A 25,868-nucleotide genomic window follows, 5' to 3' on the forward strand; every position below is an offset into this window, starting at 1 on the left:
TCTTATTCTATTGTATTGCTTGCAAAAACGTCAGTAACACGAATTGTTGATTATGTAACACTGAAACATCGAAAAAAATTGCACTTTTTACGCGACTTAATAGTTATTCTAATTTATCATTTTGGCTTCATACAGTCAATAAATAAAATATATTTTAAGACTTGGGTGATAATATATATCGATTTTATATGTGTTATGTTTTTAAATAAACGTGTTACTCAAACACTTGGTTTGTTATTAATCTAAATTTGGTTTTTTTTTCTGGTCAATTGCCTTCCATACATGGCTTATTCTCTAAACATAAATAGAGGTTTGGGACATAACTAAAGTGTTAATATTCGAGACGAACAATGCACGAACTTAGCGAAGGAAATATACGCAGACTCCTGCGGAAGGAAAAGTATAGGTGAGACACCGTAGTGCGTTAGCATAGGGGCTCACCAGCCACCCTAAGGTCCGTGGAGTATATTTTCGGAGCGGCTTATTTGTACCAACCATGTTCGGCTTTTACTTCATAAAAATACTTTTGTCCCAGCCTCGACATGCGATTAAAATCAATCGGTGTTATAACCTTTATGCAATCATTTTAAACTTGTTACACAAAGCCTTACATGCATTCTCTTTTTTATAAAATAGATGATCTTGGGCTAAACTAATAGCGGAGGATGATTATCGTGATATTTATATACAATGACTATGGCGGAACACATACGACTTCACTCGCAGCAGCATATCATCTAAAAAAAATCCCAACTGACAAAGTTCTTTCAAAAGAGGAGATTATGAATGTAGATTATTTTAATAAATTAACAAAACACGATCTTGGGAAATTGATATTTCATGGCTTAGATGAAGATAGAAATGCTGTTTATACCATAGGCAGAAAGAATAATAAATATGTTGTTCCTGCATTACAAACCTTTATTGAACTAATACAGAAAAAAAATAGTTTTAATGAAAAAATAATAATATCCAATACTTCACCAACTGTACCTTTAGCAATGTCAATCGGAGGATTTTTCTCTAGAGGTCTGCATATTGACTTTATCGGTGTTCCATTACTTATAGTTGGTGCTAAACAGTGCTGCAATCGTATTAATCGATTAGTTGAACAGACCAAGAAAGCAAGTATTTCAAGAAATAGTAAAATCATTGTTTTAGAAAATAAATCGCTCAATTGAAGTTTTTAAGTATTTAACAGGAAAGGAATCGATTCTTATGGACTTCCCAACTATTCATACAAATTTCTGGGACGGTGTTATTGCTGTACCTGCTGTCGTGTTATTAACCCAGTGCTTTAAATTATTTCCTATTCCACGTCAATACTTTCCTACCATAGCAAGCGTAATCGGATTTATTATTTCCATCTTCATCAGTCATAGGGGAGATTTATGGGCCGGTATATTTATGGGTGCTTTTTATGGCTCTGCGGCAGTTGGAACCTATTCTTCATTGAAAACTGCATGGTTAGCCTTTAAATACAGAAAACGGAAAAAATACACACAAGCGTAAACTGTTCTTAAATAATTAAACTTTCATATTGCTGGATATAATTTATCTCTACATACCAGCTTCCAGTGTCCTTAACAGGGAAACACTATTCTATTCTTCCAGCATTGCCTCTTCCTTAGTTGCCTCCACAGTACCATGCGGATGATGCGGGGGTGCATATATGGTATAAAGCTTTAATGGAATATTGCCTGTATTGATTACATTATGCCATGTTCCAGCAGGCACCATAATTGCCGAATCGTCATACACGCTTCGTTCAAAATTCAAGTTATTACTGCTTTCCCCCATTCTTACAATCCCTTGCCCTTGCTCTATTCGCAGGAATTGATCGGTATCGGGATGCATTTCTAAACCAATATCATCACCAACATTAATACTCATTAATGTAACTTGCAGATGCTCTCCTGTCCACATGGCAGTACGATACGTATTATTATTTCTTGCAGCCTGGTTAATATTAATAACAAATGGCTGCGGGCCATAATCCTTAATTCGAAAATCTTGTTTCTCTTGTAATTGTTCATTCATAAGACTTCCATAACAGAACTGTCTATCGTAAGGATAATGCGGCATGTTCGTATAGTACGGCAAAGGATAAGGATAAAAATAATACACTTTACTCATTCCCTTCATTACTATTCCAAATTCATTGTATGAGGAGTGTTTATGTAATGTGCCTATCTTTTCCATTAGTAAATTTTACACAATAGTATTTACAACAGCTTATAAACACTGGTATGATAGCATATGTTTCACGTGGTTCGAAAACATCCCACGATAAAAAACTAAGGAGAGATTAACAATGAAAGTAAGAACCCTTGTGGTGAATGGGCTAATAGCAGCGTTATATATTGCTGTTTCCGCACTTATTGTTCCATTCGGTTTTACAAACATCCAATTCCGGGTTTCTGAGGTATTTAACCATCTTATCGTATTCGATAAGCGGTATTTTTTCGGAATTGTAATAGGGGTATTTTTATATAACCTATTATTTTCACCTTTAGGGTGGTTTGATTTAGTCTTTGGCGTAGCACATTCCGCAATTTCATTAGCTATCATCATCCTACTAGCAAAATATATTAAAAATATTTGGGTGCTGCTCGCTGCGAATACTATAGTCTTTACGTTCAATATGTTTATTATCGCATTTGAATTGAAGCTAGCTTTACAATTTCCATTCATGTTGACATGGTATACAACCGCTGTTGGTGAGTTCGTTGTATTAGCTATCGGTATTCCAATTATTTACGCCCTCAATAAGCGATTAAAATTTGGTCGTCTTATTTAAAACAACCCCTTCATTCGCATGCGAATGAAGGGGTTGTTTTATTTCCATCATATGCAGATTTTGCTTATACTAAGGTTACGTAAAGTCGGAGAGGATGGATAGCATGATTGTTCGAGAACGTGATCACGATTTTATATTGATTCAGCAGGATCACCATGCAGCTATTTCCGGTGATATTGTGAAACGATGGAAAAAAGATTACTTTCCAGGAGTTGATTTACGAAGCTCTGTTGAATTTGCAGCATACCAGCATGACTGTGGCTGGAAGGAGTTTGACAAACAACCATTTCTGAACGATGAAAAAGGAATCCCCTACTCTTTTTTCGATTTCCCCATTCAGCCAAAAATTGTTCTTTATAAGCATGGGATTGATGTTGTCGAACAGGTAGATTCATATGCGGCTCTCTTATGCAGCGAGCACTATAAACGCTTCCTTATGAATCATACCTCATTAGAAGCTCAGGAATTTGTTACAACAGAAAACACACGACAACAGGCAATTATTGATACCCGAAATGCATTCAACAAACGTTTGTTTAATTTTCATTACGGTCTTATTCAATTCAGTGATAACCTTTCTTTATATCTTTGTGTGAATGAACCTGGCATTGATAAAGAAGCAGAACATCCTTTTTTTAAAGAAGGAATTCCCATGAATCAAGCATTGCACGAATTTTGCAATTCCACCTTACAATTGCATTGGAAAAATGGGAACACAGTTGTACTGGATGATTTTCCATTTGAAGAGCCGTTTGATGTTATCGTGAAACAAAAAGTTATATCAAAGAATGATCTTTCAGCTAAGGGATTAATCGCCAGCTATGAAGAAGCAGCTTTAGAGGAATCGAAAGTAACAATTACTACTTCCTAAAAACATCAAATCATTCTTTGCTTCCCCCTGTTGAAAAAGGGGGGAAGCAAAGAATGATTCATTTCTGACTATCCCGTACCATTCCATCCGGATTTTAATCTTCCTCTGCTTCATACTGATCAACCGTGCTATTTTCCATCACTTCGATTGTTGCTTGATTATGAAGTAAATCAAGAATATGGAAATTGATCTCTTCTTTTATATCTAAGTATTCCTTCCATACCGTTGTTTTTGTAAAGAAATACAGAAATACATCCAAGCCATCCGCTTGATACTTATCAAAGTTTACAAGAATTGTTTCCTGATCAATTCCAGAGTGATTCTTCAATAAATAATCCATTTGTCTAATAAAATCTTGCAATTCTTCGCTTGGCGTATCAGGAGGGAATTGTACATTAAAGGAAATTTGCCTCTTTTCCATTTTACTCCAGTTTGTAATTGATTCATTAGCCAACGTTGCATTTGGAACGGTCACTAAAGCATCTGAAAAGGTTCTTATTTTAGTGCTTCTGAACGTAATCTCTTCAATCGTTCCTTCCACACTCGGTGTCATAATCCAATCCCCAATTCGAAAAGGTTTCTCCATAATAATCACAATACCGCCAAACATATTGGCAAGAGCATCTTTTGCAGCCAGTGAAATCGCTAGCCCTCCAAGCCCAAGACCAGCAATAAATCCACTAATTTCATAATCGAATTCTTGAAGGATTGCAGTAATACTAATGGCTACAATGATAAATCGAAGTGCTTTTGATAGCAGCGGAATGATCAGGTTATCCACATCAAATTGATATTTTTGAGTTACTTTTGTAAAAAATACAGATGACGAAGATGCTAAATTATACAGTCCCCAGGTAATCATCATAATAATGAAGGATCGGATTATTTTTAAAAACAAGTCATTCGTATGACTTAGAAATGGAAAATAAATCATAGCGATAAAAAGCCCGATAATGATAAATAACCATTGTGCCGGCTTTTCAAATGCAAGAAATATCGCCCTGATAAAATCTGCCCGTGTTTTTTGAGTCACCTTCAGCAATATAGAAAAAACATATTTCGTAAACAGCTTCCTTAATAAAAGGAAGAGCAGAAATATACCAATACTGACTCCAATCTGAATTAAATGCTCATATGTAAAAATTTCCTTCCAAAACATATTGCTACCTCCGAGTCAATCTATTTTCATAGTATATCCTATTTTTCTTGTCATTTATAGATTTATGTCAAGAGCAAAATCTCAGGGCGCACTGTTAATAAATTTTATCCTTTCCAAGCAAAAAGAGCTGCAACAACCTCCCTTGCCGAGGATGCACAGCCCGAATTTCTATTAATCAATCCCATTCATATGGTGTTGTTTGGTACACATAATAATTCAGCCAGTTCGAGAATAATAAGCTGCTATGACTTTTCCAGCGATGTAATGGTTTTTCTTCTGGATTATCATTCGGGAAATAGTTCTCCGGCAATTGCGTCGGAATGCCTCTTTTATGATCCCGATGATATTCTTCTGCCAATGTAGTTGCACTATATTCCAGATGACCCGTTGCCATTATATTTTTTCCATCTTTTGATGCCATTAGAAAAATACCCGCCTTATCGGAATGGGCCAAGATTCTTAACTCTGGATGATTAGCGATTTCTTTGTATGAAATATCTGTATATCTTGAATGCGGAGCAAGGAAATAATCATCAAAGCCACGAACGAGATTCTCATTCCGGTGTAATACCTCATGTTCAAAAATACCAAAGCATTTTTGTGGCAGTTCATGCTTATTAATTCCATAATGATGATAAAGCGCCGCCTGCGCTCCCCAGCATATATGCAGTGTCGAGGTAACGTTTTCTTTTGACCAATTCATAATTTCTTGCAATTCTTCCCAGTAATCTACTTCTTCAAATTGTAAATGCTCAACAGGAGAGCCCGTAATAATCATTCCATCAAAGCGTTTATCTTTAATTTCAGAAAATGTTTTATAGAATGTGTCTAAATGATACTTGCTCGTTGTTTTAGAATAATGTGTTGTCATCTTTAAAAAAGATACATTTACTTGAATTGGCGTATTTCCAAGATACCGAAGGAGATGTGCTTCTGTTTTTTGTTTTTCAGGCATTAAATTCAGTATTAATATATTCAATGGTCGTATATCCTGCGTAACCGCACGCTCTTCTTCCATTACAAATATATTCTCCTGCTCCAGAATCTCCTTCGCCGGCAATTGTCCCGGTATTCTAATCGGCATTTTTATATGATCCCCCTCCGGAAAAAATACTATTAAGTTATTATTCATTGTAATACCTACAATAAAAAATTCAAGTTAAAAGTTTAGTTATATTTTGATAATTTCGCTTAATAGGATGGCTCTTCTTAGAATGAATATTGAATTTTTGGCAAAGCGGCTTAAAATTGGCAGGGGGTATTCGATTTTCTCACGATTTGGATCGCATAAACCCTGCTCCTAAAGCAGAGTTTATACTTTTTATAACAAGAATAAACAAATTAAAGTCTAATCATTGCTTCTCGTCTCTGAAAATCAACATCGGGATAATATGCATTTTTCACTAAAACATTTGGTCCAAGACATTTCACTGCAGGGCAATGGCAGTTTAAGCTTTTAGCTGTTTTCGTATCCATCCATCGATTATACGATTCCTGCAAAGAAGTCGTTTGTATGTTTCCTAAGGATGGCTCGTCACCAAAATCTGTCACAATTACTTCGCCCGTAAAAATATTGACATTTAAGCGTGATCTGCCATCTGGGTCATTTCTAACCGTTACGTTTTTTTCTTTATAGAGGCGTTTCAACAATGCTAAGTCCGCTTCATTTGCACTGCAAGCATAAAACGGCAACGTTCCAAACAGCATCCACATATCAGGGTTGCGATGTTCTAAAAGTCTCTCGATTGCTGTTCGCATTTCCTCTAAACTTAACGTTTCCATTGTGCTTGCGTAATCAACTGGATACATTGGATGCACCTCGTGTCTTGCACAGCCCATTTCATTAATATGGTCATGAATTTGTTCTAAATATGGGAATGTTCGCTTATTCAGCATTGTTTCTGCTGAAACCATGACACCATTCGCTGACAGACGCTGCGAATTTTCTACTAAACGATCAAAGTATTTTTTCCGGTTTTCAAGTGACGGCTTACGTTCCATCATCGCAAACCCAGTTTGAGCAAACTCTTCAGCAGTCCCCCAGTTGTGAGAGATATGCAATACATCAAGGTAAGGAATAATATCCTCATAACGTGCGAAAGGCAATGTTAAATTAGAGTTCATCTGTGTTTTTACACCGCGATGACGGGCATATTCTAGTAAAGGAATTACATAGTTACGAACCATCTTTTTATTCATCATCGGTTCTCCGCCGGTAATACTTAGTGTGCGAAGCTTTGGGATTTCCTCTAAACGCTTGATAAGCAGCTCAATTGGCAGTGCATCCGGATCACTGTTTTGCAGCGTATAACCTACCGCACAATGAGCGCAGCGCATATTACACATGTTAGTTGTAGTAAATTCAATATTTGATAAAGTCATTTCGCCATATGCTTCTACATCCATATAGGCTTCCCACGGGTCATTTAAAGGTGTTATAAGAGGTTGCGTCACCTTTGTTGTCATCTATGATTCTCCCTTTCTATACAAAGCAATACGTTCTTTATTGTATCACTTTTCATGGTATTTGCATGGCTGATTTTACACTAGCCGAATTCTTATGTTCACAATGAAAACTGAAAAATAGTGACCAATTATAAATAGCCTATTGACCGTAGTTTGTAAATATACGCTATTTAAAGACGTGGTCCAGCTTTATTAGTTATGAGTAATTCCATTTCCATCTGAAAATATCTGATTAATTCTGGATTATATGGAAACGCTAATGATGGATAAACTTTAATTGGAAATAACACGAAGAATGGGAGATGTTTTAATGGGTAAAGATCCATCATATGAAAATTCCAAGACAAATATTGAAAATGAAGATACGTTAACAACCCGCCAAGGACATCCAGTTACAAACAACCAGAACATCCGAACGGTTGGCAACCGTGGTCCGGCGACACTTGAGAACTATGACTTTATCGAGAAGATTAGTCACTTTGATCGTGAAAAGGTTCCTGAACGGATTGTGCATGCACGAGGTGCTGGAGCACATGGCTACTTTGAAACATATGGCACGGTAGGTGATGACCCTGTTTCAAAATATACACGAGCTAAGGTTTTCCAGGAAAAAGGTAAACAAACCCCTGTCTTTGTACGTTTTTCAACGGTTGTTCATGGTGTCCACTCTCCAGAAACAGTTCGTGATCCTCGTGGATTTGCAGTCAAATTTTACACAGAGGATGGAAACTGGGATTTGGTTGGAAACAATATTAAGATTTTCTTTATCCGGGATGCCATGAAATTCCCAGATATGATCCATGCCTTCCGACCAGACCCAGTAACAAATATCCAGGATAGTGAGCGTTTCTTTGATTTTTGTGCAAACTCTCCAGAATCCTTTCATATGGTGACCTTTATTTATTCACCATGGGGGATCCCAGCAAACTATCGAATGATGCAAGGCTCTGGCGTTAATACGTATAAATGGGTAAATAATGAAGGTAAAGCGGTTCTTGTAAAATATCACTGGGAACCAAAACAAGGGATCAAAAATTTAACAATGAAAGAAGCAGAAGCAATACAGGGGAAAAATTTCAACCATGCTACACAGGATTTATATGAAGCAATTGAAAAAGGCGATTATCCGGAGTGGGAACTGTTCGTACAAATTATGGAGGATGGCCCTCACCCTGAATTAGACTTTGATCCGCTCGATGATACGAAATTATGGCCAGATGATCAGTTTCCATGGCATCCAGTTGGAAAAATGGTTCTAAATAAAAACCCGGAAAACTACTTTAATGAAGTAGAGCAAGCTTCCTTTGGAACTGGTGTCCTTGTTGATGGACTTGATTTCTCTGACGATAAGATGTTACAGGGCCGCACATTCTCTTATTCTGACACACAGCGGTATCGGGTAGGTGCAAACTATTTGCAAGTTCCAATAAACGCCGCTAAAAAGCGAGTAGCAACAAATCAAGAAGGCGGGCAATTACGTTACCATAACGACAAAGCGCCAGGCCAGAATCTTCATGTGAATTATGAGCCATCCAGCTTAGGTGGATTAAAAGAAGGTGAACAAACAGGAAAAGAGTACACACCAAAGGTTGAAGGCAATCTTGTACGGGAATCCATTGATCGAAATGATAATACAAAGCAAGCAGGAGAAACATATCGTAAATTTGAACAATGGGAAAAAGACGAATTAATTTCCAATCTTGTTGGTGACCTTTCAACCTGCGCAAAGGTAATCCAGGACAAAATGATTGCATTAGCAGAGCAAGCTGACGAAGAATATGGACGTAGATTACGCGAAGGAATAGCTGAAGCAAGCAAGAAGTCAAGTTCTACCAAGATGGAATCTGCTGAAGAAATACATCCGCTTGGTGCGAAGGATGCTGGAAAAGCAGTAAAAGAGGCAATTGATAAAGGACATGATGCAGAGCCTTATTAAAATTCAGGATCATGGTTAGACCACAGAATAACAAACAATGTAAAAGCGCTGCTTTAAAAGCAGCGCTTTTACATTGTTTCAATCGGTCGCACACGTTTTGCAATCAAACCATGCTTCGGCGAAAAAATAAAGCTTATCATAAATACCAAGCCAGTTGCGAAAGCCATTGAACCTGAAATCGATGTATCAATCCAAGCTGCGATATAATACCCAGATACTGCAGAAATCACCCCAAAGGCACCACTTAGCAAAAGCATTAAGGATAGCCTATCCGTCCATAAATAAGCCGAGGCAGCAGGCGTAATTAACATAGCTACAACCATAATCGCTCCTACAGCATCAAATGAAGCAACTGTTGTTACTGATACTAGGCCCATAAAAAGATAATGCATGAGTATTACTGGTATACCAAGACTTGCCGCTAATGCTGGATCAAACGATGTAATTTTCCATTCTTTATAAAAAGCAATAATAAAAAATAGAACAACCGCCAGAACTGCTAATAGTAACGCTGTCGCTGCCGGTATGGAACCGATAAACGGCAAAGTAATAGTATGGAATGGAATAAATGTTATTTCTCCCATTAATGCATGCTTTACATCTAAGTGTGCATTTCCAGCTGAGGTAGCAATTAATATAACTCCAACAGCGAATAATGTGGTAAAAACAATTCCCATTGATGCATCATGCTGTACACTCAAAGAATGCAGCCACTGCACAAGAAAAGCTGTAAAAACCCCTGCCAGTATCCCTCCAATTAACATTGCAGTCCCACTTACTTCACGTGTAATAATAAAGGCGATTACGATACCTAATAGAACCGTGTGACTAATTGCATCTGCCATCATTGCTGTTTTCCTTAATATAAGGAAAACGCCGATAACACCACAGGAAAGCCCTACCAGGGCAGCAGTTAAAATAATCCATACTGTATACGTCATTTCTCCCACCCTTCCTGTTTCAGTGTTTGAGCATTTGTTTGCTCTGTCCTCTGATGCAACTTAAATTGCAAATAATTGATTAGAATACCTTTTTCTTTACCAAAAACAAGTGATATAACAAAAAATCCGGCACCTACAACTACAATAAACGGACCAGTAGGAAGACCGCTCCCCAACGCGCTGATTAACGTGCCTGCTGCACCCGCTAGTCCGCCAAAGGTTGCAGATAATAGAATCATGACCTTAAAAGACTGTGTCCAATAACGAGCACTTACAGCCGGAATAATTAACATCGCTGCCATTAAAATAACACCGACAGCTTGAATTCCAACTACAATGGTTGTAACAAGCAATGCCGTATATAATGTATTCATCCCTTTAATAGATAGTCCTATTCCCTTGGCAAACTGCTGATCAAAGAGATAAAGCTTCCATTCTTTAAAACCAAGAAATACAATGAAAACAACAAGCAGCGCTAACAGCAGCATCGTGATTACGTCTGTACGAACCATCGCTGCAGCCTGCCCGTAAATAAAGCCATCCAATCCACTTTGATTTCCTCCCGCAGATCGATTGGCAACGGTTAAGAGCATGATTCCGAAACCATAGAAGATAGCTAACACCATCCCCATAGCTGAATCCTCTGAAATCCGGCTGGCTGTTGTAATCCACTGGATTAAAAATGCACCGATTAATGCACTGATTGCAGCCCCAACTATAAGTAAAAGCAGATTTTTCTCTCCAATAATAAGAAAGGCTATTACAACACCTGGCAATGCGGCATGCGATAATGCATCACTCATCAGATTTTGCCGTTTCCAATAAGCCATGCAACCTATGGTCCCTGCAGCAATACCTAAGATCATCGTACTCAACAGCACCCACCCTGTATTACTATTCAATAGAATGGACAGCATGACGTTTTTCCTCTCCCATCCAGCGCATATTCCCTCCATAAGTATTGGAAATATTTTCTCTAGTAAAAATCTGCTTCGTTTTTCCATGTTTAATAACAGTGCGGTTTAACAATAGGACGTGATCGAAGTAATCTTCTACCGTCTGCAAATCATGATGAACAACCATAACGGTCTTACCTATTGCTTTCAGCTCTTTTAAAATCTTCATGATTGCTTGCTCTGTAGCAGCGTCTACACCGGCAAGCGGTTCGTCCATAAAGTAAAAATCCGCATCCTGTACTAAAGCTCGGGCTAAAAAGACGCGTTGCTGCTGACCACCGGAAAGCTGACTTATTTGCCGATTCGCATAATCTGCCATTCCCATTTTGTCCAATGCCCCATATGCTCTTTCTTTATGCAAACGGGATGGTCTTCTCAACCATCTGATTTGCCCATACAGTCCCATTGTCACGACATCAAGTGCATCCGTTGGGAAATCCCAGTCGACAGAACCACGCTGTGGAACATACCCAATCCGTTTCTTTGCTTTTGCAAATGGAAGATCGAAAAATTTTACAGATCCCGTTAAGGAAGGATGAAGATTTAATATCGTTTTTAATAATGTTGATTTTCCCGCTCCATTCGGTCCAACGATTCCTGTTAAAGAACCTCCGTTCACTTCAAAATTAACATCATGAAGCACCGTATTTTTCCGGTATGAAGCGGATAAATTTTCTACCTGTAAAATTGGTGTTGCCATGTTACTCAGCTCCCCCAGTTAATGCATCATAAATTGTATTCACATTATGACGATACATTCCAATGTACGTCCCCTCTTCACTTTCAGGTGAACCCATCGCATCAGAGAATAGTTCTCCACCTAACTCAATGTCCACCCCTTCGCTTTTAGCACCTTCAATTACAGCCTCAATAGAACTTGAATTAATACTGCTTTCTACGAATATTGCAGGAACCTGGTATTCTTTAATAATTGCAATTGTATCGTTAATATCAGAAATCCCAATTTCATCTTCCGTACTCAACCCTTGGAGACCTATTACTTCCATATCATGCATTCTGCCAAAATACCCGAATGCATCATGTGCTGTCACCAGAACACGTCCACTTTCCGGAATATCCGCTAGCTTCTCTGCTTCTTGCTTTAACTCTTCCAATTCAGCAAAATATTGCGTTTTATTTTCCTCAAAGTAATCCGCATCCTCTGGTGAGTATGCTTTCAGCTCCTCAACTGCTGCATCCAATGCCGCCTTCCACAAATCAAGATCAAACCAGATATGCGGATCAATCGCTCCGTCCTCATCATGTAATAAAGCATCTTCTGAAAGACTATCACCAATTGCCAGGACAGGCTTAGTATCACCAATTGAATCAAATACTTTAACCATGTTCACTTCTAAATTTAAGCCGTTATAAAAAATAACCTCCGCTTCATTTACCTTTGAAATGTCGCTTTGGGTCGGATTGTAAAGATGCGGATCCACCGATGGCCCCATTAGACTTTCAACATCTACACGATCCCCACCAATTTTCGATAGTGGTTCACCTATTTGGGCAATCGTCGTTAGCACCTTTATTTTTTCATCTCCCGGTCCATCCGTTTCCCCAGATGCTCCACCTTCTGAATTACACGCTGCAAGCAAAATAATCACAGCAAATAATGCCAACCTCCATATCTTTTGTGTAAAACCTCCCATTTTGTATCCTCCCTTTAGTTTTTCTCTTGGTAAACTTTATTTGTTAATTATAAATTTAATCCTATTATTAGCTGTTGTCAAGTGTTTTTGTTATAGTGTATTATTTTTCCCTAAGGAAACATTTACTGTACAATGTTTTGGTGAAGTAAAACTCCTATTGATGACAAATCCAGCTGCTCTACGAGACTTTGAAATGTGAGAGGATGGGTTATTTCGCGGATCTTTAACATGACTGGTTTTACTTTTGTCTAAAAAATAAAAAATCCCTTTCTAAAATAGGAAAGAGACTCTTTTAACAAGCTATAGATTTTTATGAATAACATTTAAGATTGATCGTAATTCATGGATATCAATCTGTCCGGGTGCAGATGCTTTTTTCGCTGCTCCAAACGTAATCGCGGAACCAAATAGTTCCCCTGTCAAACGGCTAATTACGCCCGCACCAGCCATCGACATTGTTATAATCGGGCGATTTGCATAGCGCTCCTTCATTTCGTTTGTCGCTTCTAATAATGTTAAGACATCACCAGCATTCTTTGGCATTACTGCAATCTTAGGGATATCTCCTCCAAGTTCCTGAGCTTTTTTTAAACGACCTATCATTTCAGTTTTCGTTGGAGTCTTTTTAAAGTCATGGTTAGACAGGATTACATATACTCCGTTCTCCTGTGCAATATGTATCAATGATTTCACGGTTTGTTCTTCATTAAATAGCTCAATATCAACAATATCGATTAATCTAGTTTTAATCATGGCTGTGTTTAGCGCCGAATATGAACCAGATGAGAGTTCTCTTTCTCCGCCCTCTTTCGCACTGCGAAACGTAAATATAAGCGGCATATCCCCCAATATCTCTCGGAGATCAATAAGTACTGATTTAACCTTCTCAATGTCTTCTGCCATCTCGAAGAAGTCCACACGCCATTCCACTAAATCCACATCCAAGGACGTTAAAAATGTCGCTTCTTCCGTTAATTCAGCATGAGTTCCGCCAACTAATGGAACACATATTTTCGGAGCACCTTCTCCGATGGTTTGCTGCCTTATGGTTATTGTATGGGACAAGAATTCCAACTCCTTCTTCATTTTATTATTATAGGATCCTATATTCCTGAATTTATTGACCGATTCTTTGGTTGTGCGCTCCCATGCTGTATCTCATATCAAACAACAATGCAATTAACGACTTATGATAAGGTATAAATAGACCTTCTGAAATTATATTGATAATGTCATTCTGCGACGCCCATCTTACCTGTTTTACTTCTTCAGTTGGCAATGAAAGACTTTCGATGTTTAAATCCGTTTCAATAAGATAATAATCATCAAATCCATATTCAAAGTTAACAGTTAGAGATGGGCGCTTATTTTGCAGGTTAAGCGCAAAATCAATTTCTTCTTTCACTTCTCTTTCCGCAGCTTGTTGACTTGTTTCACCTGTTATTGCACTGCCGCCTACGGTAATATCCCACATGTTCTTCCAATTTCCCTTACTTGGTTGCCTCTGTTGAATCAGCATTTCTCCAAGTTGATTAAATAGACAGACATGAACCACTAAATGGTAAGCACCTTGTTCGAATGGATCCCCCCGATTCATTTGCTTACCTGTCAGTTTCCTGTCTTTATCGTAAACATCCCATGCCTCCATACTCCCACCCCTTCATAACTATCTTACTTTCTTGTCTGTGCCAGCTTTTACGAATTAGGGAAGCCCCATTAAATGATTCGTGCTATATTAAACATAGTGTCAACCATTATTATAGTATGGATAACCATGTAATAGCCGTATGCTTTTAGACGTAGTATAGCATATTGAAAAGATATCTGAAGACTTATGCTAATTTTATAAAACAGATACAATAAGATGAATTAAGCTTCCTCCCCCAGAAGCTAGTAAAGGAGATTAGATATGCTAACGAAGTTATTTGATTGGATGATCGTTGTAGGACTGATACTGCTGCTGGGCCGGATTCTAACAGCGGTATTTCTATTACTCGATCTCCCGTTCACAAGTTTTTTTATAGACTACAGCATCATTTCAATTATCATATTAATTATTGGGCTTGTTGGTCAGCAAGTCGTTAAGAATCGCAAAAAATAGCATTCAGACAGGCTAAGCAGAAAGAATTCTGCTTAGCTTTTCATTCGAAACATCTGATAATATCCAAAAACCATATAAACTAATTTTTAAAAAAGGAACGGTTTAAAAACGTGAAAAATCGGATATTAGTCCATTGTAGAGATGGGGTTGAGATAATGTTCGAATGGAAAGATTTAATAACTGCATTTTGGGCGTTCTTTGTATTGCTTCCAATAGTCGCACTTATACATCAATTAGGTCATTATTTAATGGCACTTTTATTTGGCGGGAGGTCAGAAATAATTCTAGGGAGAGGGAAATTGTTATTCAAAATAGGCACCATTACAGTGAATCGATATTATTTCTTAGATTCCTATTGCCATTATGAATCCCTGAGAAAAAATACGCGTTTAACACATCTGCTCGTTCATGGCGGAGGCGTATTATTAAACTTGATTTCTATTCTTTTAGTCAATCTGTTTATTATTATAGGCTGGTTGCCCGAGACGCAATTTTTCTATCAGTTTGGCTACTTTACTATTTACTATATGTTCTTTTCTCTTTTCCCTGTGCAATACTCTGAAAAGCATGCTAGTGATGGAAAACAAATTATAAATATTTTAAGAAAATATTCACCATCTAATATTTTTGATTGAGTTTCAGCCCCCACACCAGACAATAAATGTAATCAAAAAACCACCGTTCCTTTTGAAACAGTGGTTTCCGATTCTTATTCACGTCAACTGCTGCTCGGCAAACTCATGATACAGCGAATGTGACGCTGTCAATTCCTGATGTGTACCCATTCCTGTTACGTGCCCTTTTTCAATAAAAATAATTTTATCTGCATCAACAATTGTTGATAGCCTGTGGGCAATGACGAATGTTGTACGGCCTTCCATTAATCGTGTTAATGCTTCTTGGACAGCATGCTCTGATTGGCTATCTAAGCTTGCCGTTGCTTCATCCAGCATTAAGATCTTAGGATTCCGTAAGAATGCTCGCGCGATATTAATCCGCTGCCGTTGTCCGCCAGATAATTTCACACCGCGCTCCCCTACTTCTGTATCCAAGCCTTCTGCAAATGTTTTAATAAATTGATCGGCATAAGCCATTTTAGCAACTTCCCATAAGCGTTCGTCGGAAATTTCTGCTGCATTACTTAGCCCGTACGTTAAATTTTCCCGGATTGTTCCAGCCATCATAGCACTTTCCTGAGAAACATAACCAATTTGACTGCGCCAAGATGTAAGTGATAATTCCTGAATTGGTGTGTCCCCAATTCGTATCTCTCCAGTTGTTGGTTCATAATATCTTTCAATCAATCCGAATAGGGTCGTCTTCCCACCACCGCTCGGACCTGCAAAAGCAATCATTTCACCCGGCAAAGCTTCGAAGGTAACATTCTTGATAACTGGTTCGTCATCACTATATGCAAATGACATGTTCGAAACAACGATTGGTTGGTTCGCAATATCTTTATCTTTGCCTTCTTGGCCAGCTTCCTCAGGGATTTCTAAAATCTCAATAATCCGCTCTGTAGCACCTTTTGCCTTTTGCAATTCTGTGAAAAACATTGCAAAGGTTGTAATTGGAAAAATGATTTGGAATAAATACAGTAAAAACGCAACGAGTGAACCTGTGGACATCGTCCCTTCTGCAACCCGGATCCCGCCATAACCTATTATGACAACGATAACTAACATGACAATGGTATACATAAACGGACCGATCAACGCAAAAATGCGCGCCTCTTTCAATCCATAGCTTAATAATTTCCCAATACCATTAATCCCTTTTGTTGCTTCAGCTTGTTCCGCAGTAGATGCTTTCATTAAACGGATTTCACTGATTGTTTGTTGGATTTTCCCATTAAATGTTGCCGTCTCATCCTGCAAGCCTTTTGATATCTTAGCCATTCTCGTCCCTAATGGCACCATGATTGCTACCGTAACCGGAACAGCAATCAGCATTATTAACGTCATTTTCCAGTCCATAATAAATAGAATGATGACTGCACCAATAATGGAGATAAGACCAGTAATGAATTGCGGGAAATGCTGTGAGATTAAATCCTTCACAATCCCTGTATCATTAATCACACGACTTACCGACTCCCCACTTGCTTGTTTATCAAAATAACTAACTGGCAAACGGATCAGCTTGAGCCACATTTTCTGGCGCAGTCTAGCAACGATTTTTTGTCCAACTGCAGCAAGTAAATAGGTGGACAGCCCATCAATTACTGCTTGAATAATAAAGACTGCCAGAATAGCAATAACGAGTGTTCCGCTCAAAGACGCTACAGAGAATCCATCTACTAGTTCCCTCGTCAACATTGGAATTGTCAGTCCGACAAGTGTAGTAATAACACTTCCAATCAAACCAAAAGTCAATGCAGCTTTTGGGATTTTTGCAGATACAATTAAAGATAAAAAGGGTTTAACACCATTTTTCTGCGATTTTTCCATTGGATAACTCCTGTCTTTCTTTTTAATTATAAAGGAGAGGGAATATTCTTCCCCTCACTTTTAACCCCTACTAAATTCCTATAAATAATATAGCATACTTCATAAGGAACATGCTCTTCCTTAAAATATCGGGACAATGTTCATTTGGTTCTACTCCATCCCAGCTTCCTTCATATAATATTCCATTGCTTGATTAAGCCATTCCTGTTCATCCTCTGTGAATGGAGAAGGGGTTAAATTTTCAAGTTCTTGAATATCCAGCTCTTCCACGTTTGCATCGGCTAGCTGCTGCACCAAATCTTCGCCAAGAAATTCAAATGACGTTTCTATATATGCTTTAATCATTTCTTGCACTTCTGGATCTTTTATTGGTTTTCCATATAGTTTTTTAACTTCTTTAGCCATTTGAATAAAGGTTTGATCTAAGGTTATCTTTTCCTCTTCGGTTTTCTTTGACAAGTTCTCCAACACGTTTGTTAAGTTATGGCGTTCCAGCCATTCATTTTGCACACTTTCCGTTTGCATATTATGGATTAAACTGAATAAAATGGCACTATCCACTTCTCCTTCTTCTTCCAGTAACTTAATGACCCTCTGAATCGTTGTCATGGACTGTTCGATTCGTTCTTTATCTTTTTTTAATACTTCTAACTGGAGGGCTAATGTCTCATTTAAATCAACTGTAATAATCGATTGATGTAATAAATTCGTGATTTTTTCCAGGCTGTATCCTAGGAACTTTAGACTGACAATTTTTTGTAAGACGAGAATATCATGATCCTTGTATATGCGGTGACCTGACGTCTGATTCTTTTCCGGCTGCAACAGTCCAATTTCATCATAATAATGCAAGGTACGAATTGATACCCCAGTCTTATCAGAAAACTCCCCAATAGAATAATTGTTATTTTCACCCATAACGATTCCTCCCTTATATAAACATATTCTTATTATAAGACCTCACGTAACTGGAGGTTCAAGAGGTAATCTGAAATATTAAGTTTCCATTTATCTTCATTACGTTTTACAGAAATGATCCTGTATGAGAAGCTTCTGCTTTTGAAATTTCTTCCGGTGTGCCCTGAGCTACAAGCATACCTCCAGCATTGCCACCTTCTGGTCCGAGATCAATTACCCAGTCTGATTCACGAATTACGTCACTATTATGCTCTACAATAATGACCGTGTTTCCTACATCTACAAGTCGATTTAATAAAAGCAGCAGTCGTTTGACATCACTTGGATGCAAGCCTGTCGATGGCTCGTCCAACAGGTAAAGTGTCCGTTTATTCGACTGTTTATTTAATTCCTTTGCTAATTTGAGACGCTGTCCTTCCCCGCCAGATAGCGTTTTAACGGATTGGCCCCAATTTAAATAGCCGAGTCCAATTTCACATAAAAGCTGGGTTACCTGGAATATCTTCTTTTGTCCTTTAAAAAGAGGCAAGCTCTCTTCAATCGACATATCAAGCAGCTTCGTAATCGAATAGCCTTTGTACGTTACTTCTAATATGGTTTCTTTAAATCTGTTGCCACGGCAAACCGGACATTGTACTTCAAGATCTGGGAGGAAATGCATATTGGTTGTTACAAATCCAAGCCCTTGACAATGTTCACATCTTCCGCCAACTGTATTGAAAGAAAAATCCTTTGGTTTAAGTTTCTTTTCCTTCGCTTCCGGTAAGCTTGCAAACAGGTTGCGTAATGGTGTAAAGACATCCGTATACGTAGCAATATTGGATCGTTGCATACGACTAAGCGGTGATTGATTTACCGTGATGACTCGTTCAATATTTTCATGACCTGAGACTTCCTCACAGCCGTTATATACACCCGTTTCAAATGAAGCAAGCAGGTCAAAAACTAACGTTGATTTTCCTGAACCGGATACACCTGTTACAGAGACAAATTTACCTAAAGGAAAGGATACAGTAATATCTTTTAAATTGTGTTTTGTTGCATGATGAACGGTTAAATACTGTCCTGTTCCTTCACGACGTTGCCTTGCTTGTGGACGGCCTTCTTTTAAGTAAGCCCCAGTAATTGACTCTTCTTGGTTCATCAGCTCCTCTAAGCTACCTTCTCCAATTACGGTTCCACCACGACTGCCAGCGCCAGGTCCCATATCAATAATATGATCAGCTTCACGCATCACATCTGCATCATGCTCGATTACAAGAACGGTATTTCCTAAGTCACGTAACTGTTTCATTACACTTACGAGACCTTTTGTGTCCTTTGGATGCAGCCCAGCTGTCGGTTCGTCCAGAATGTAGAGTACACCAGTTAATCCAGAACCAATAATCGAGGCTAATCGGAGTCGCTGCGCTTCCCCGCCCGATAGTGATACCGTTTGGCGATCTAATGATAAATAGCCTAAGCCTACATTAATAATTCGAGTAACCTTCTCGATCAAGTCCAGTAAAAATGTTTCAACGACTTCACCTGCTTCTTGAGATAAAGATGCGTGAAGATTTGTTAGCCATGTTTGCATATCTTCCAAGGGAAAACTTGAAACATCGGTGATCGATTTATTTGCAACAAGCACTTCTCTCATTTCTTTCTTTAGTCGTTTTCCTTTACAGTCTGGACATTGACTAGAAAAGAAGAGTGCCGCTTCTCCTGAATTTCCACCCTTTTCAATGTACCTTCTCCACATTCCTGTTAAAACACCTTCAAATTTACCTTTAGCAACTGTTTTGGGCGGCTTTGTATTTGGGAAATGAACAGTGAATTTCTCATCCTCTACCCCGTAATAGAGCAAATCACGAGTGACATCATCTAATTCTTTTAATGGCAGGCTATCATCGAAGGCTATCCCATAATAAGCAGCAGCATTTTTTACAATATCTCTTAGATAATCGCCATATGCTCCTGCCCAAATTTTAACGCCGCCCTCCTTTAGACTAAGCTCCTGATCAAATACCGATTTAAGATGAATTTCAGAAACTTTTCCAAGTCCATCACATGTCTCACAAGCACCTTCTGGCTTATTATAAGAGAAATGAGATCGTGTTAATTTTACCAAGAGGTAATCACAATGCGGACAATGAATAAATTGCTTGAATCCTGTTTCTTCGTCATATTCTTCTTTATCAATAGTTGGTGAAATCATATGCTGGCAGTTTGGGCATGGGCGCTCGCCTAGCTTTTCATAAATAAGGCGTAGGTAGGTATACATATCTGTTACGGTTCCAACGGTTGAGCGAGGGTTTCGATTCGTGACATGCTGCCCAACACTGATCGATGGGGATAGACCAATCATGGAGTCAACTTTAGGTTTACTGATGCCGTCTGTAACCATCCCCATTGATTCCATGTACTGTCGTTGGCATTCGCGTTGCAGTGTATCCAGTGCCAATGTTGACTTCCCTGATCCTGAAGGGCCTGTTAAAATAACAAACTTGTGCTTCGGAATTTCTAAGGAAATATTTTTCAGGTTGTGCTCACGCGCACCTTTTATACGTATCGATTCGTTCAAATTCATTCCTCCTAATTCTTTTAACTTACAGTATAATTGTATAACATTAATGCAAATGATAAGGTTAAATTAAATAACGATTGACAATACTGGATATTTATAAATTGATCCGTCATGGTACTTGAAGGTTTTTTTACATAGTGGCCATATTCTGAATGGCTGGATTAATTTCTTAAAATCAGGATGAGGTAAGGGTGATTCTTTTTTGATTAAACCAATTGAAATTGCTAAAAAGTTAGGTATTAGTACAAGTGCATTGCGGCATTATGAATCATGGGGAATCGTTCCGCCTCCAGAACGTTCAGCTAATGGTTATCGCATGTACACAGAGGTGCACGTTGCTTACTTTGAATGTATACGTGCAATGAATCCAGGTTTTGGCATGCACCTAATACGTCAAATTATGCCACTTATTCAGGAAAATAAACTAACAGAGGCTTTATGGATTGTAAATGAAGCTCAAGCAAAGCAGCATGAGGAAAAACGTAAAGCAGAGCAGGCACTTCAAGCATTGGAATTGGAAGAGCTTGAGCACTTCTCTACCCGGTTAACAAAGGAAAGTTATTCGATACGTGAGGTGGCAGAGAAAATTGATGTACCACCTTCAACACTGAGGCATTGGGAAAAGGAAAAATTAATTGCTCCTAAACGTGATCCTGAAAATGGTTATCGAATCTATAACCGCTCCGACATAAGAAAGCTATTAATCATTCGTACAATAAGATCAGCTGTTTTTTATTTAGATATTGTCCGTGATGTTGTGAATGAAATCGATCAGGATAATCTCACAAATGCTAGAAAAATAGCCAAGGACTCTCTTATCTATATGGATTATTTAATTATGGAACAGCTTCATGGCGGATATTATCTTTATAAATTATATGAAAAAGTAAATTCTTCTCCTTATAAAAGCGATTCTTTCTGTTAAAAGTAATCTCTTTTTCCTATCTTTTCTTACAAATGACATCAAATTGTAATCAGAGTGTAAGATTATTTTTTTGTGAGGAGGGCATAGATTAGAAGCAACTACTTTAATGAACAGGAAACTCTCATTTGTTCGTTTCATAGGATGCACCGCTTTTAAGGGAGTGATTTGGAATGAAAGGGATTATTTTAGCTGGAGGTAGTGGTACTAGACTATACCCTAGTACAAATTCTGTAAACAAACATTTATTAGCTGTTTACGATAAGCCGATGATCTATTATCCATTATCCGTACTGATGCTCGGTGGTATTCGAGAGATTATGATTATTAGTACACCAGAAGATGTTGGTAGATTTGAAGAAATGCTCGGTGATGGATCTGCATTTGGCATTCAAATCGAATACGAAGTCCAGCACGAGCCGAAGGGTATTCCACAAGCATTGACAATTGCAGAAAACTTTATTGCGGACGACAAGGTAACACTCATTCTTGCCGATAACATTTTCTTTGGGCATGGTTTTACCACACTGTTCCGAAAGGCAATCAAAAATCATCGGCACGCAACCATTTTTGGATACCGTGTAAAGGATCCAGAGCGTTTCGGGGTCGTTGATTTTGACTATCATCAAAAAGTCATTTCTATTGAGGAAAAGCCAGAGACTCCAAAATCAGATTTCGCCATTACTGGGCTCTATATCTATGATCAGCAGGCTGTCAAACTAGCCAAAAGACTGAAACCCTCTAACCGTGGCGAGTTAGAAATCACAGACTTAAACAAACAATATTTAATACGCAACCAACTAGATGTAGAGTTACTCGGAAGAGGTTTTACATGGATGGACGCTGGCACCCATGAATCCCTATTTGAAGCTACTGAATTTATCCGAATTACTCAGAAACGCCAAGGCTTTAAGCTTGCTTGCCTAGAGGAAATCGCTTATTACCTCGGCTACATTTCCAAGGAAGTACTCTATGAAAAAGGGAAGGCAATGGAGAAGAATGATTATGGCCAGTATTTACTGGAGATTGCAGATCGCAAGTATACACAGCAATACTGGGATTCAATTGAACATCATCCAATGTTAGGACTGGTGCAAAATGAATAAACGAAAAGAAACTTTACTCATTACAGGCGGAGCCGGGTTTATTGGCTCTAATTTCATTACTTATTTCATGAAAAAATATCCAAACAGACAAATTTTAAACATAGACAAACTTACCTATGCAGGGAAGGCAGACAATTTAACGGAAGTAGAAAACCTTGAAAACTATCAATTTATTTATGGCGACATTGCGGATGATATCCTTGTTAACCAACTATTTCAAGAACATGATATAACCGGAGTTATCAATTTTGCTGCGGAGTCGCATGTTGACAGGTCAATTAACGATGCGAAAGCATTTGGTCAGTCCAATATTCTAGGGACACTGACACTTCTGCAAGCAGCACGTTTAGACTGGGAGAAAAAAGGAGAGCTTACTGCGAGACGCTTTCATCAAATCTCTACCGATGAAGTCTATGGTTCCTTAGATAACGAGGGCGTATTTACAGAAGAAACTCCTTATGATCCACGTAATCCTTACAGTGCTTCGAAGGCAAGCGCAAACTTATTGGTTAAAAGCTTCGGATACACATATGGCATAAATGTTGTAATTTCCTCCAGTTCCAATAACTATGGACCAAAACAGCATGAGGAAAAATTAATTCCGACGATTATTTCAAACGCTTTAGCAGGAAAACCAATTCCAATTTATGGAGACGGAAAGAATATTCGTGATTGGCTCTACGTAAACGACCATTGCAGAGCAATTGATTTAATCTACCACTGCGGCCAGAAGCTTGAGACTTACAATGTCGGCGGAAACAATGAAAAAACAAATATTGAAATAGCAACACAGATTTGTGACATCCTGGATGAACTGGCATTCAATAGAAAGTCAGCACTTTCTATCACTAGTTTTAAAGAATTAATTACTTTTACTGAAGATCGAAAGGGACATGACCGCCGATATGCTGTCGATGCTGAAAAACTAACAACTGAACTGGGCTGGAAACCAACCGAGGACTTTACAGAAGGGCTTCGGAAAACAGTGGAAGGCTATGTACAAAAATGGCGGCAAACAAGCCTAACCCATTAATTTCTGTTGTCATTCCTGTTTATGGTTGTAAGACTTGTTTAGTTGAGCTTTGCAATCGAATAAAAAATACTGTAACAGCTATTCCAGCCCAATACGAAATTATTTTAGTAAATGATGCAAGTCCAGACCATGCATGGGAGACGATTAAACAATTAAGTGAACAGGATAGCAATATAAAAGGAATTGACTTTGCGCGAAACTTTGGCCAGCACCATGCCATTACTGCCGGACTTGATTATGCGAACGGTGACTGGGTTGTCGTAATGGATTGTGATCTCCAGGACCGCCCAGAAGAAATCGCTAAATTATATGCTAAAGCACTGGAAGGCTATGAAGTTGTTTTCGGTAAGCGAATCCGACGACAGGACAACTGGTGGAAGAAAAAGTCATCACAAGTCTTTTACCGTGTATATGATTATTTTACAAACAGCAATTCTGATTATATGGCAGCCAACTTTAGTATTAACGCTAAGAAGGTTGTCATGGGCTTCCGCAAAATGCGAGAACAAAATCGTTTCTTCCCTTTATTTATTCAATGGATGGGATATAAAACAATTCACATTCCTATTGAACATGATGCGAGAAAGGAAGGAAAGTCTTCCTACAATCTTAAGAAGCTCATTAACTTGGCAACCGATGCGATCATATCCCAATCAAATAAGCCGCTGCGTTTATCGATTCAATTTGGCTTTTTGCTTGCCGTTGGCTCTTTTCTTTATGGGTTATATTTGTTTATACGCTACTTCTTTCTTGATGTATCTGTTCCAGGATGGACAAGTGTCATGGTATCCCTTTTCTTCATTGCGGGGTTAATCTTTTTCAATTTCGGCGTCCTTGGACTTTATATCGGGAAGATTTTTAACGAAGTAAAAGGAAGACCACTATACTTAATTCGGGAAACGACTAACAACAACATGGAAAATCGGAGCTGATAGAACAATGAAAAATTACTTACAGCCTACTCCGTGGGACAAACGGAGCTTTATTATTGATACGTACGAGGTAACCTCCAGTTCAGAGGAGGCATTACAACAAACGAATAACATAGAAGGTCACTTTACATTAAAAATCGATCCGTTGGAAAACACGGAAAATCTAAAGAAATATAGCTTTTATTATGCAGATACACTTACAGAACCAGTTTGTAAGGCTGAGAACTTTGAGCCGTATGAACAGCAAGGAATTGAAATGTCGCGTCACTATGACCGAAATGAAATCTTGGAAATCGCAGAAGAAGCGTTTAAAGGCGGTCGCTTCCATCGTGACTTTAATATTCCCAATCATATGGCAGATAAACGTTACATGAACTGGGTGCATGATCTAATAGAAAAGGATCTTATAATAGCACTTATCTATGAAGGGAAAACCGCCGGCTTTTATGCTTATGAGCAGGATAAAATATTGCTCCTTGCTATGTCGAAGGACTATAGAGGAAAAGGTCTCGCTAAGGCATTTACAAGCTATTGTGTACAAGAGCAATTTGCTATGGGACATTCGGAATTAAAAACATCTATTTCACCGTCTAATGTCGCATCATTAAACGTGTTTATTAGCTTAGGATTCCGACTTCGAAAATCAACCGATGTGTACCATAAATTAAATGGTTCCATTCCTTATGGAGGCTGACATATGGGTTATTTATATATTTTTGGAACTATCGGATTTACCGTATATGGGCAGCTTATTTTAAAGTGGAAAATTGACCAGCAAGGAAGCTTACCTGAACCTTTTATGGATAAGATTATTTTCTTGCTGCAGCTACTCTTAAATCCTTGGATTATTTCCGGGTTTATTGCGGCATTTTGCGCTGCCCTATGCTGGATGGCCGCCATGACAAAGTTTGATATTAGCTATGCCTATCCGTTTATGAGCATATCATTTGTCCTTGTGTTCATCTTGTCAGCCTTTCTTTTTCACGAACCAATCAGCGTACAGAAAGCGATTGGTATGGGATTTGTTGTGCTTGGAATTATCGTAATGAGGTGATG

26 protein-coding genes and 1 riboswitch are annotated in these 25,868 nt (G+C 38.4%); of the genes, 13 read left to right on the forward strand and 13 right to left on the reverse strand.

Features of this window, described 5'->3' with window-relative positions; genetic code table 11:
• Nucleotides 1–674 precede the first annotated feature (674 nt).
• Together NSQ77_RS08080 and NSQ77_RS08085 are read left to right on the forward strand one after the other, a co-directional pair.
• Nucleotides 675–1,181 carry a DUF3189 family protein gene (locus NSQ77_RS08080; RefSeq protein ID WP_339230195.1) on the forward strand — a complete coding sequence of 169 codons (507 nt, stop codon included), beginning with the start codon at nt 675–677 and terminating at the stop codon, nt 1,179–1,181.
• Nucleotides 1,182–1,218: 37 nt separating this feature from the next.
• Nucleotides 1,219–1,512 carry a hypothetical protein gene (locus tag NSQ77_RS08085; protein WP_339230196.1) on the forward strand — a complete coding sequence of 98 codons (294 nt, stop codon included), beginning with the start codon at nt 1,219–1,221 and terminating at the stop codon, nt 1,510–1,512.
• Between the two features lie 90 nt (nt 1,513–1,602).
• On the opposite strand, the gene NSQ77_RS08090 is transcribed toward NSQ77_RS08085, so the two are convergent.
• Nucleotides 1,603–2,136 (reverse strand): cupin domain-containing protein, encoded by a 534-nt coding sequence (locus NSQ77_RS08090; protein ID WP_339230198.1) that lies wholly within the window; start codon nt 2,134–2,136, stop codon nt 1,603–1,605.
• Nucleotides 2,137–2,262: 126 nt separating this feature from the next.
• Nucleotides 2,263–2,307: riboswitch (PreQ1 riboswitch) on the forward strand.
• A 7-nt stretch (nt 2,308–2,314) separates the two neighbouring features.
• Here NSQ77_RS08090 and NSQ77_RS08095 point away from each other — a divergent pair.
• Nucleotides 2,315–2,800: a QueT transporter family protein gene (locus tag NSQ77_RS08095; RefSeq protein ID WP_339230200.1), complete on the forward strand. Its 486-nt coding sequence runs from the start codon at nt 2,315–2,317 to the stop codon at nt 2,798–2,800.
• A gap of 103 nt (nt 2,801–2,903) precedes the next feature.
• Nucleotides 2,904–3,671, forward strand: coding sequence for a DUF3891 family protein (locus NSQ77_RS08100; RefSeq protein ID WP_339230202.1), 768 nt, complete (start codon nt 2,904–2,906; stop codon nt 3,669–3,671).
• Nucleotides 3,672–3,765: 94 nt separating this feature from the next.
• On the opposite strand, the gene NSQ77_RS08105 is transcribed toward NSQ77_RS08100, so the two are convergent.
• From NSQ77_RS08105 to yfkAB, 3 genes are all read right to left on the reverse strand, one after another.
• Complete coding sequence (locus NSQ77_RS08105) at nt 3,766–4,830, reverse strand: mechanosensitive ion channel family protein (RefSeq protein ID WP_339230204.1); 1,065 nt, start codon at nt 4,828–4,830, stop codon at nt 3,766–3,768.
• A 175-nt stretch (nt 4,831–5,005) separates the two neighbouring features.
• Complete coding sequence (gene metA / locus NSQ77_RS08110; protein ID WP_339230205.1) at nt 5,006–5,914, reverse strand: homoserine O-succinyltransferase; 909 nt, start codon at nt 5,912–5,914, stop codon at nt 5,006–5,008.
• A 257-nt stretch (nt 5,915–6,171) separates the two neighbouring features.
• Complete coding sequence (yfkAB, locus tag NSQ77_RS08115; protein ID WP_339230207.1) at nt 6,172–7,296, reverse strand: radical SAM/CxCxxxxC motif protein YfkAB; 1,125 nt, start codon at nt 7,294–7,296, stop codon at nt 6,172–6,174.
• 310 nt (nt 7,297–7,606) lie between these two features.
• On the opposite strand from yfkAB, the gene NSQ77_RS08120 reads away from it, so the two are divergent.
• Nucleotides 7,607–9,232 carry a catalase gene (locus NSQ77_RS08120; protein ID WP_339230209.1) on the forward strand — a complete coding sequence of 542 codons (1,626 nt, stop codon included), beginning with the start codon at nt 7,607–7,609 and terminating at the stop codon, nt 9,230–9,232.
• Nucleotides 9,233–9,300: 68 nt separating this feature from the next.
• On the opposite strand, the gene NSQ77_RS08125 is transcribed toward NSQ77_RS08120, so the two are convergent.
• The 6 genes from NSQ77_RS08125 to NSQ77_RS08150 form a co-directional block, all read right to left on the reverse strand.
• Nucleotides 9,301–10,173, reverse strand: a complete 873-nt coding sequence (locus tag NSQ77_RS08125) for a metal ABC transporter permease (protein WP_339230211.1) — start codon at nt 10,171–10,173, stop codon at nt 9,301–9,303.
• Nucleotides 10,170–11,090: a metal ABC transporter permease gene (locus NSQ77_RS08130; protein ID WP_339230213.1), complete on the reverse strand. Its 921-nt coding sequence runs from the start codon at nt 11,088–11,090 to the stop codon at nt 10,170–10,172. Before NSQ77_RS08130 ends, NSQ77_RS08125 begins: the two co-directional genes overlap by 4 nt.
• Complete coding sequence (locus NSQ77_RS08135) at nt 11,068–11,829, reverse strand: metal ABC transporter ATP-binding protein (protein ID WP_339230215.1); 762 nt, start codon at nt 11,827–11,829, stop codon at nt 11,068–11,070. Before NSQ77_RS08135 ends, NSQ77_RS08130 begins: the two co-directional genes overlap by 23 nt.
• A 1-nt stretch (nt 11,830) precedes the next feature.
• Nucleotides 11,831–12,784, reverse strand: coding sequence for a zinc ABC transporter substrate-binding protein (locus tag NSQ77_RS08140; RefSeq protein ID WP_339230217.1), 954 nt, complete (start codon nt 12,782–12,784; stop codon nt 11,831–11,833).
• Nucleotides 12,785–13,084: 300 nt separating this feature from the next.
• Nucleotides 13,085–13,849, reverse strand: a complete 765-nt coding sequence (gene aroD / locus NSQ77_RS08145) for a type I 3-dehydroquinate dehydratase (protein WP_339230219.1) — start codon at nt 13,847–13,849, stop codon at nt 13,085–13,087.
• Between the two features lie 52 nt (nt 13,850–13,901).
• Nucleotides 13,902–14,432, reverse strand: coding sequence for an NUDIX domain-containing protein (locus tag NSQ77_RS08150; protein WP_339230220.1), 531 nt, complete (start codon nt 14,430–14,432; stop codon nt 13,902–13,904).
• A gap of 261 nt (nt 14,433–14,693) precedes the next feature.
• Between NSQ77_RS08150 and NSQ77_RS08155 the strand changes: the two genes are divergently transcribed.
• Complete coding sequence (locus NSQ77_RS08155; protein ID WP_339230222.1) at nt 14,694–14,885, forward strand: hypothetical protein; 192 nt, start codon at nt 14,694–14,696, stop codon at nt 14,883–14,885.
• A 155-nt stretch (nt 14,886–15,040) separates the two neighbouring features.
• Nucleotides 15,041–15,520: a hypothetical protein gene (locus tag NSQ77_RS08160; RefSeq protein WP_339230224.1), complete on the forward strand. Its 480-nt coding sequence runs from the start codon at nt 15,041–15,043 to the stop codon at nt 15,518–15,520.
• Nucleotides 15,521–15,598: 78 nt separating this feature from the next.
• On the opposite strand, the gene NSQ77_RS08165 is transcribed toward NSQ77_RS08160, so the two are convergent.
• The 3 genes from NSQ77_RS08165 to uvrA all read right to left on the reverse strand — a co-directional run bounded on the left by NSQ77_RS08165 (nt 15,599) and on the right by uvrA (nt 20,816).
• Nucleotides 15,599–17,335 carry an ABC transporter ATP-binding protein gene (locus tag NSQ77_RS08165; protein ID WP_339230225.1) on the reverse strand — a complete coding sequence of 579 codons (1,737 nt, stop codon included), beginning with the start codon at nt 17,333–17,335 and terminating at the stop codon, nt 15,599–15,601.
• Between the two features lie 150 nt (nt 17,336–17,485).
• On the reverse strand, nt 17,486–18,253 hold the full coding sequence (locus NSQ77_RS08170) for a MerR family transcriptional regulator (RefSeq protein WP_339230227.1): 768 nt from the start codon (nt 18,251–18,253) through the stop codon (nt 17,486–17,488).
• A gap of 106 nt (nt 18,254–18,359) precedes the next feature.
• Complete coding sequence (gene uvrA / locus NSQ77_RS08175) at nt 18,360–20,816, reverse strand: excinuclease ABC subunit UvrA (protein WP_339230228.1); 2,457 nt, start codon at nt 20,814–20,816, stop codon at nt 18,360–18,362.
• A gap of 205 nt (nt 20,817–21,021) precedes the next feature.
• On the opposite strand from uvrA, the gene NSQ77_RS08180 reads away from it, so the two are divergent.
• The 6 genes from NSQ77_RS08180 (at nt 21,022) to NSQ77_RS08205 (ending at nt 25,866) form a co-directional block, all read left to right on the forward strand.
• Complete coding sequence (locus tag NSQ77_RS08180; protein ID WP_339230230.1) at nt 21,022–21,744, forward strand: MerR family transcriptional regulator; 723 nt, start codon at nt 21,022–21,024, stop codon at nt 21,742–21,744.
• A gap of 170 nt (nt 21,745–21,914) precedes the next feature.
• Nucleotides 21,915–22,847 carry a glucose-1-phosphate thymidylyltransferase RfbA gene (gene rfbA, locus NSQ77_RS08185; RefSeq protein ID WP_339230232.1) on the forward strand — a complete coding sequence of 311 codons (933 nt, stop codon included), beginning with the start codon at nt 21,915–21,917 and terminating at the stop codon, nt 22,845–22,847.
• Nucleotides 22,840–23,880, forward strand: a complete 1,041-nt coding sequence (rfbB, locus tag NSQ77_RS08190; protein ID WP_339230233.1) for a dTDP-glucose 4,6-dehydratase — start codon at nt 22,840–22,842, stop codon at nt 23,878–23,880. Before rfbA ends, rfbB begins: the two co-directional genes overlap by 8 nt.
• On the forward strand, nt 23,853–24,812 hold the full coding sequence (locus NSQ77_RS08195) for a glycosyltransferase family 2 protein (RefSeq protein WP_339230234.1): 960 nt from the start codon (nt 23,853–23,855) through the stop codon (nt 24,810–24,812). Before rfbB ends, NSQ77_RS08195 begins: the two co-directional genes overlap by 28 nt.
• Nucleotides 24,813–24,819: 7 nt before the next feature.
• A complete protein-coding gene (locus NSQ77_RS08200; RefSeq protein ID WP_339230236.1) occupies nt 24,820–25,506 on the forward strand; it encodes a GNAT family N-acetyltransferase in 687 nt (228 codons plus the stop codon).
• Between the two features lie 3 nt (nt 25,507–25,509).
• Nucleotides 25,510–25,866, forward strand: a complete 357-nt coding sequence (locus tag NSQ77_RS08205) for an EamA family transporter (protein ID WP_339230238.1) — start codon at nt 25,510–25,512, stop codon at nt 25,864–25,866.
• The last annotated feature ends 2 nt before the right edge of the window (nt 25,867–25,868 follow it).

The sequence above is a fragment of the Oceanobacillus sp. FSL K6-2867 genome (assembly GCF_037963145.1).
In the GTDB taxonomy this organism is placed as follows: domain Bacteria; phylum Bacillota; class Bacilli; order Bacillales; family Amphibacillaceae; genus Oceanobacillus.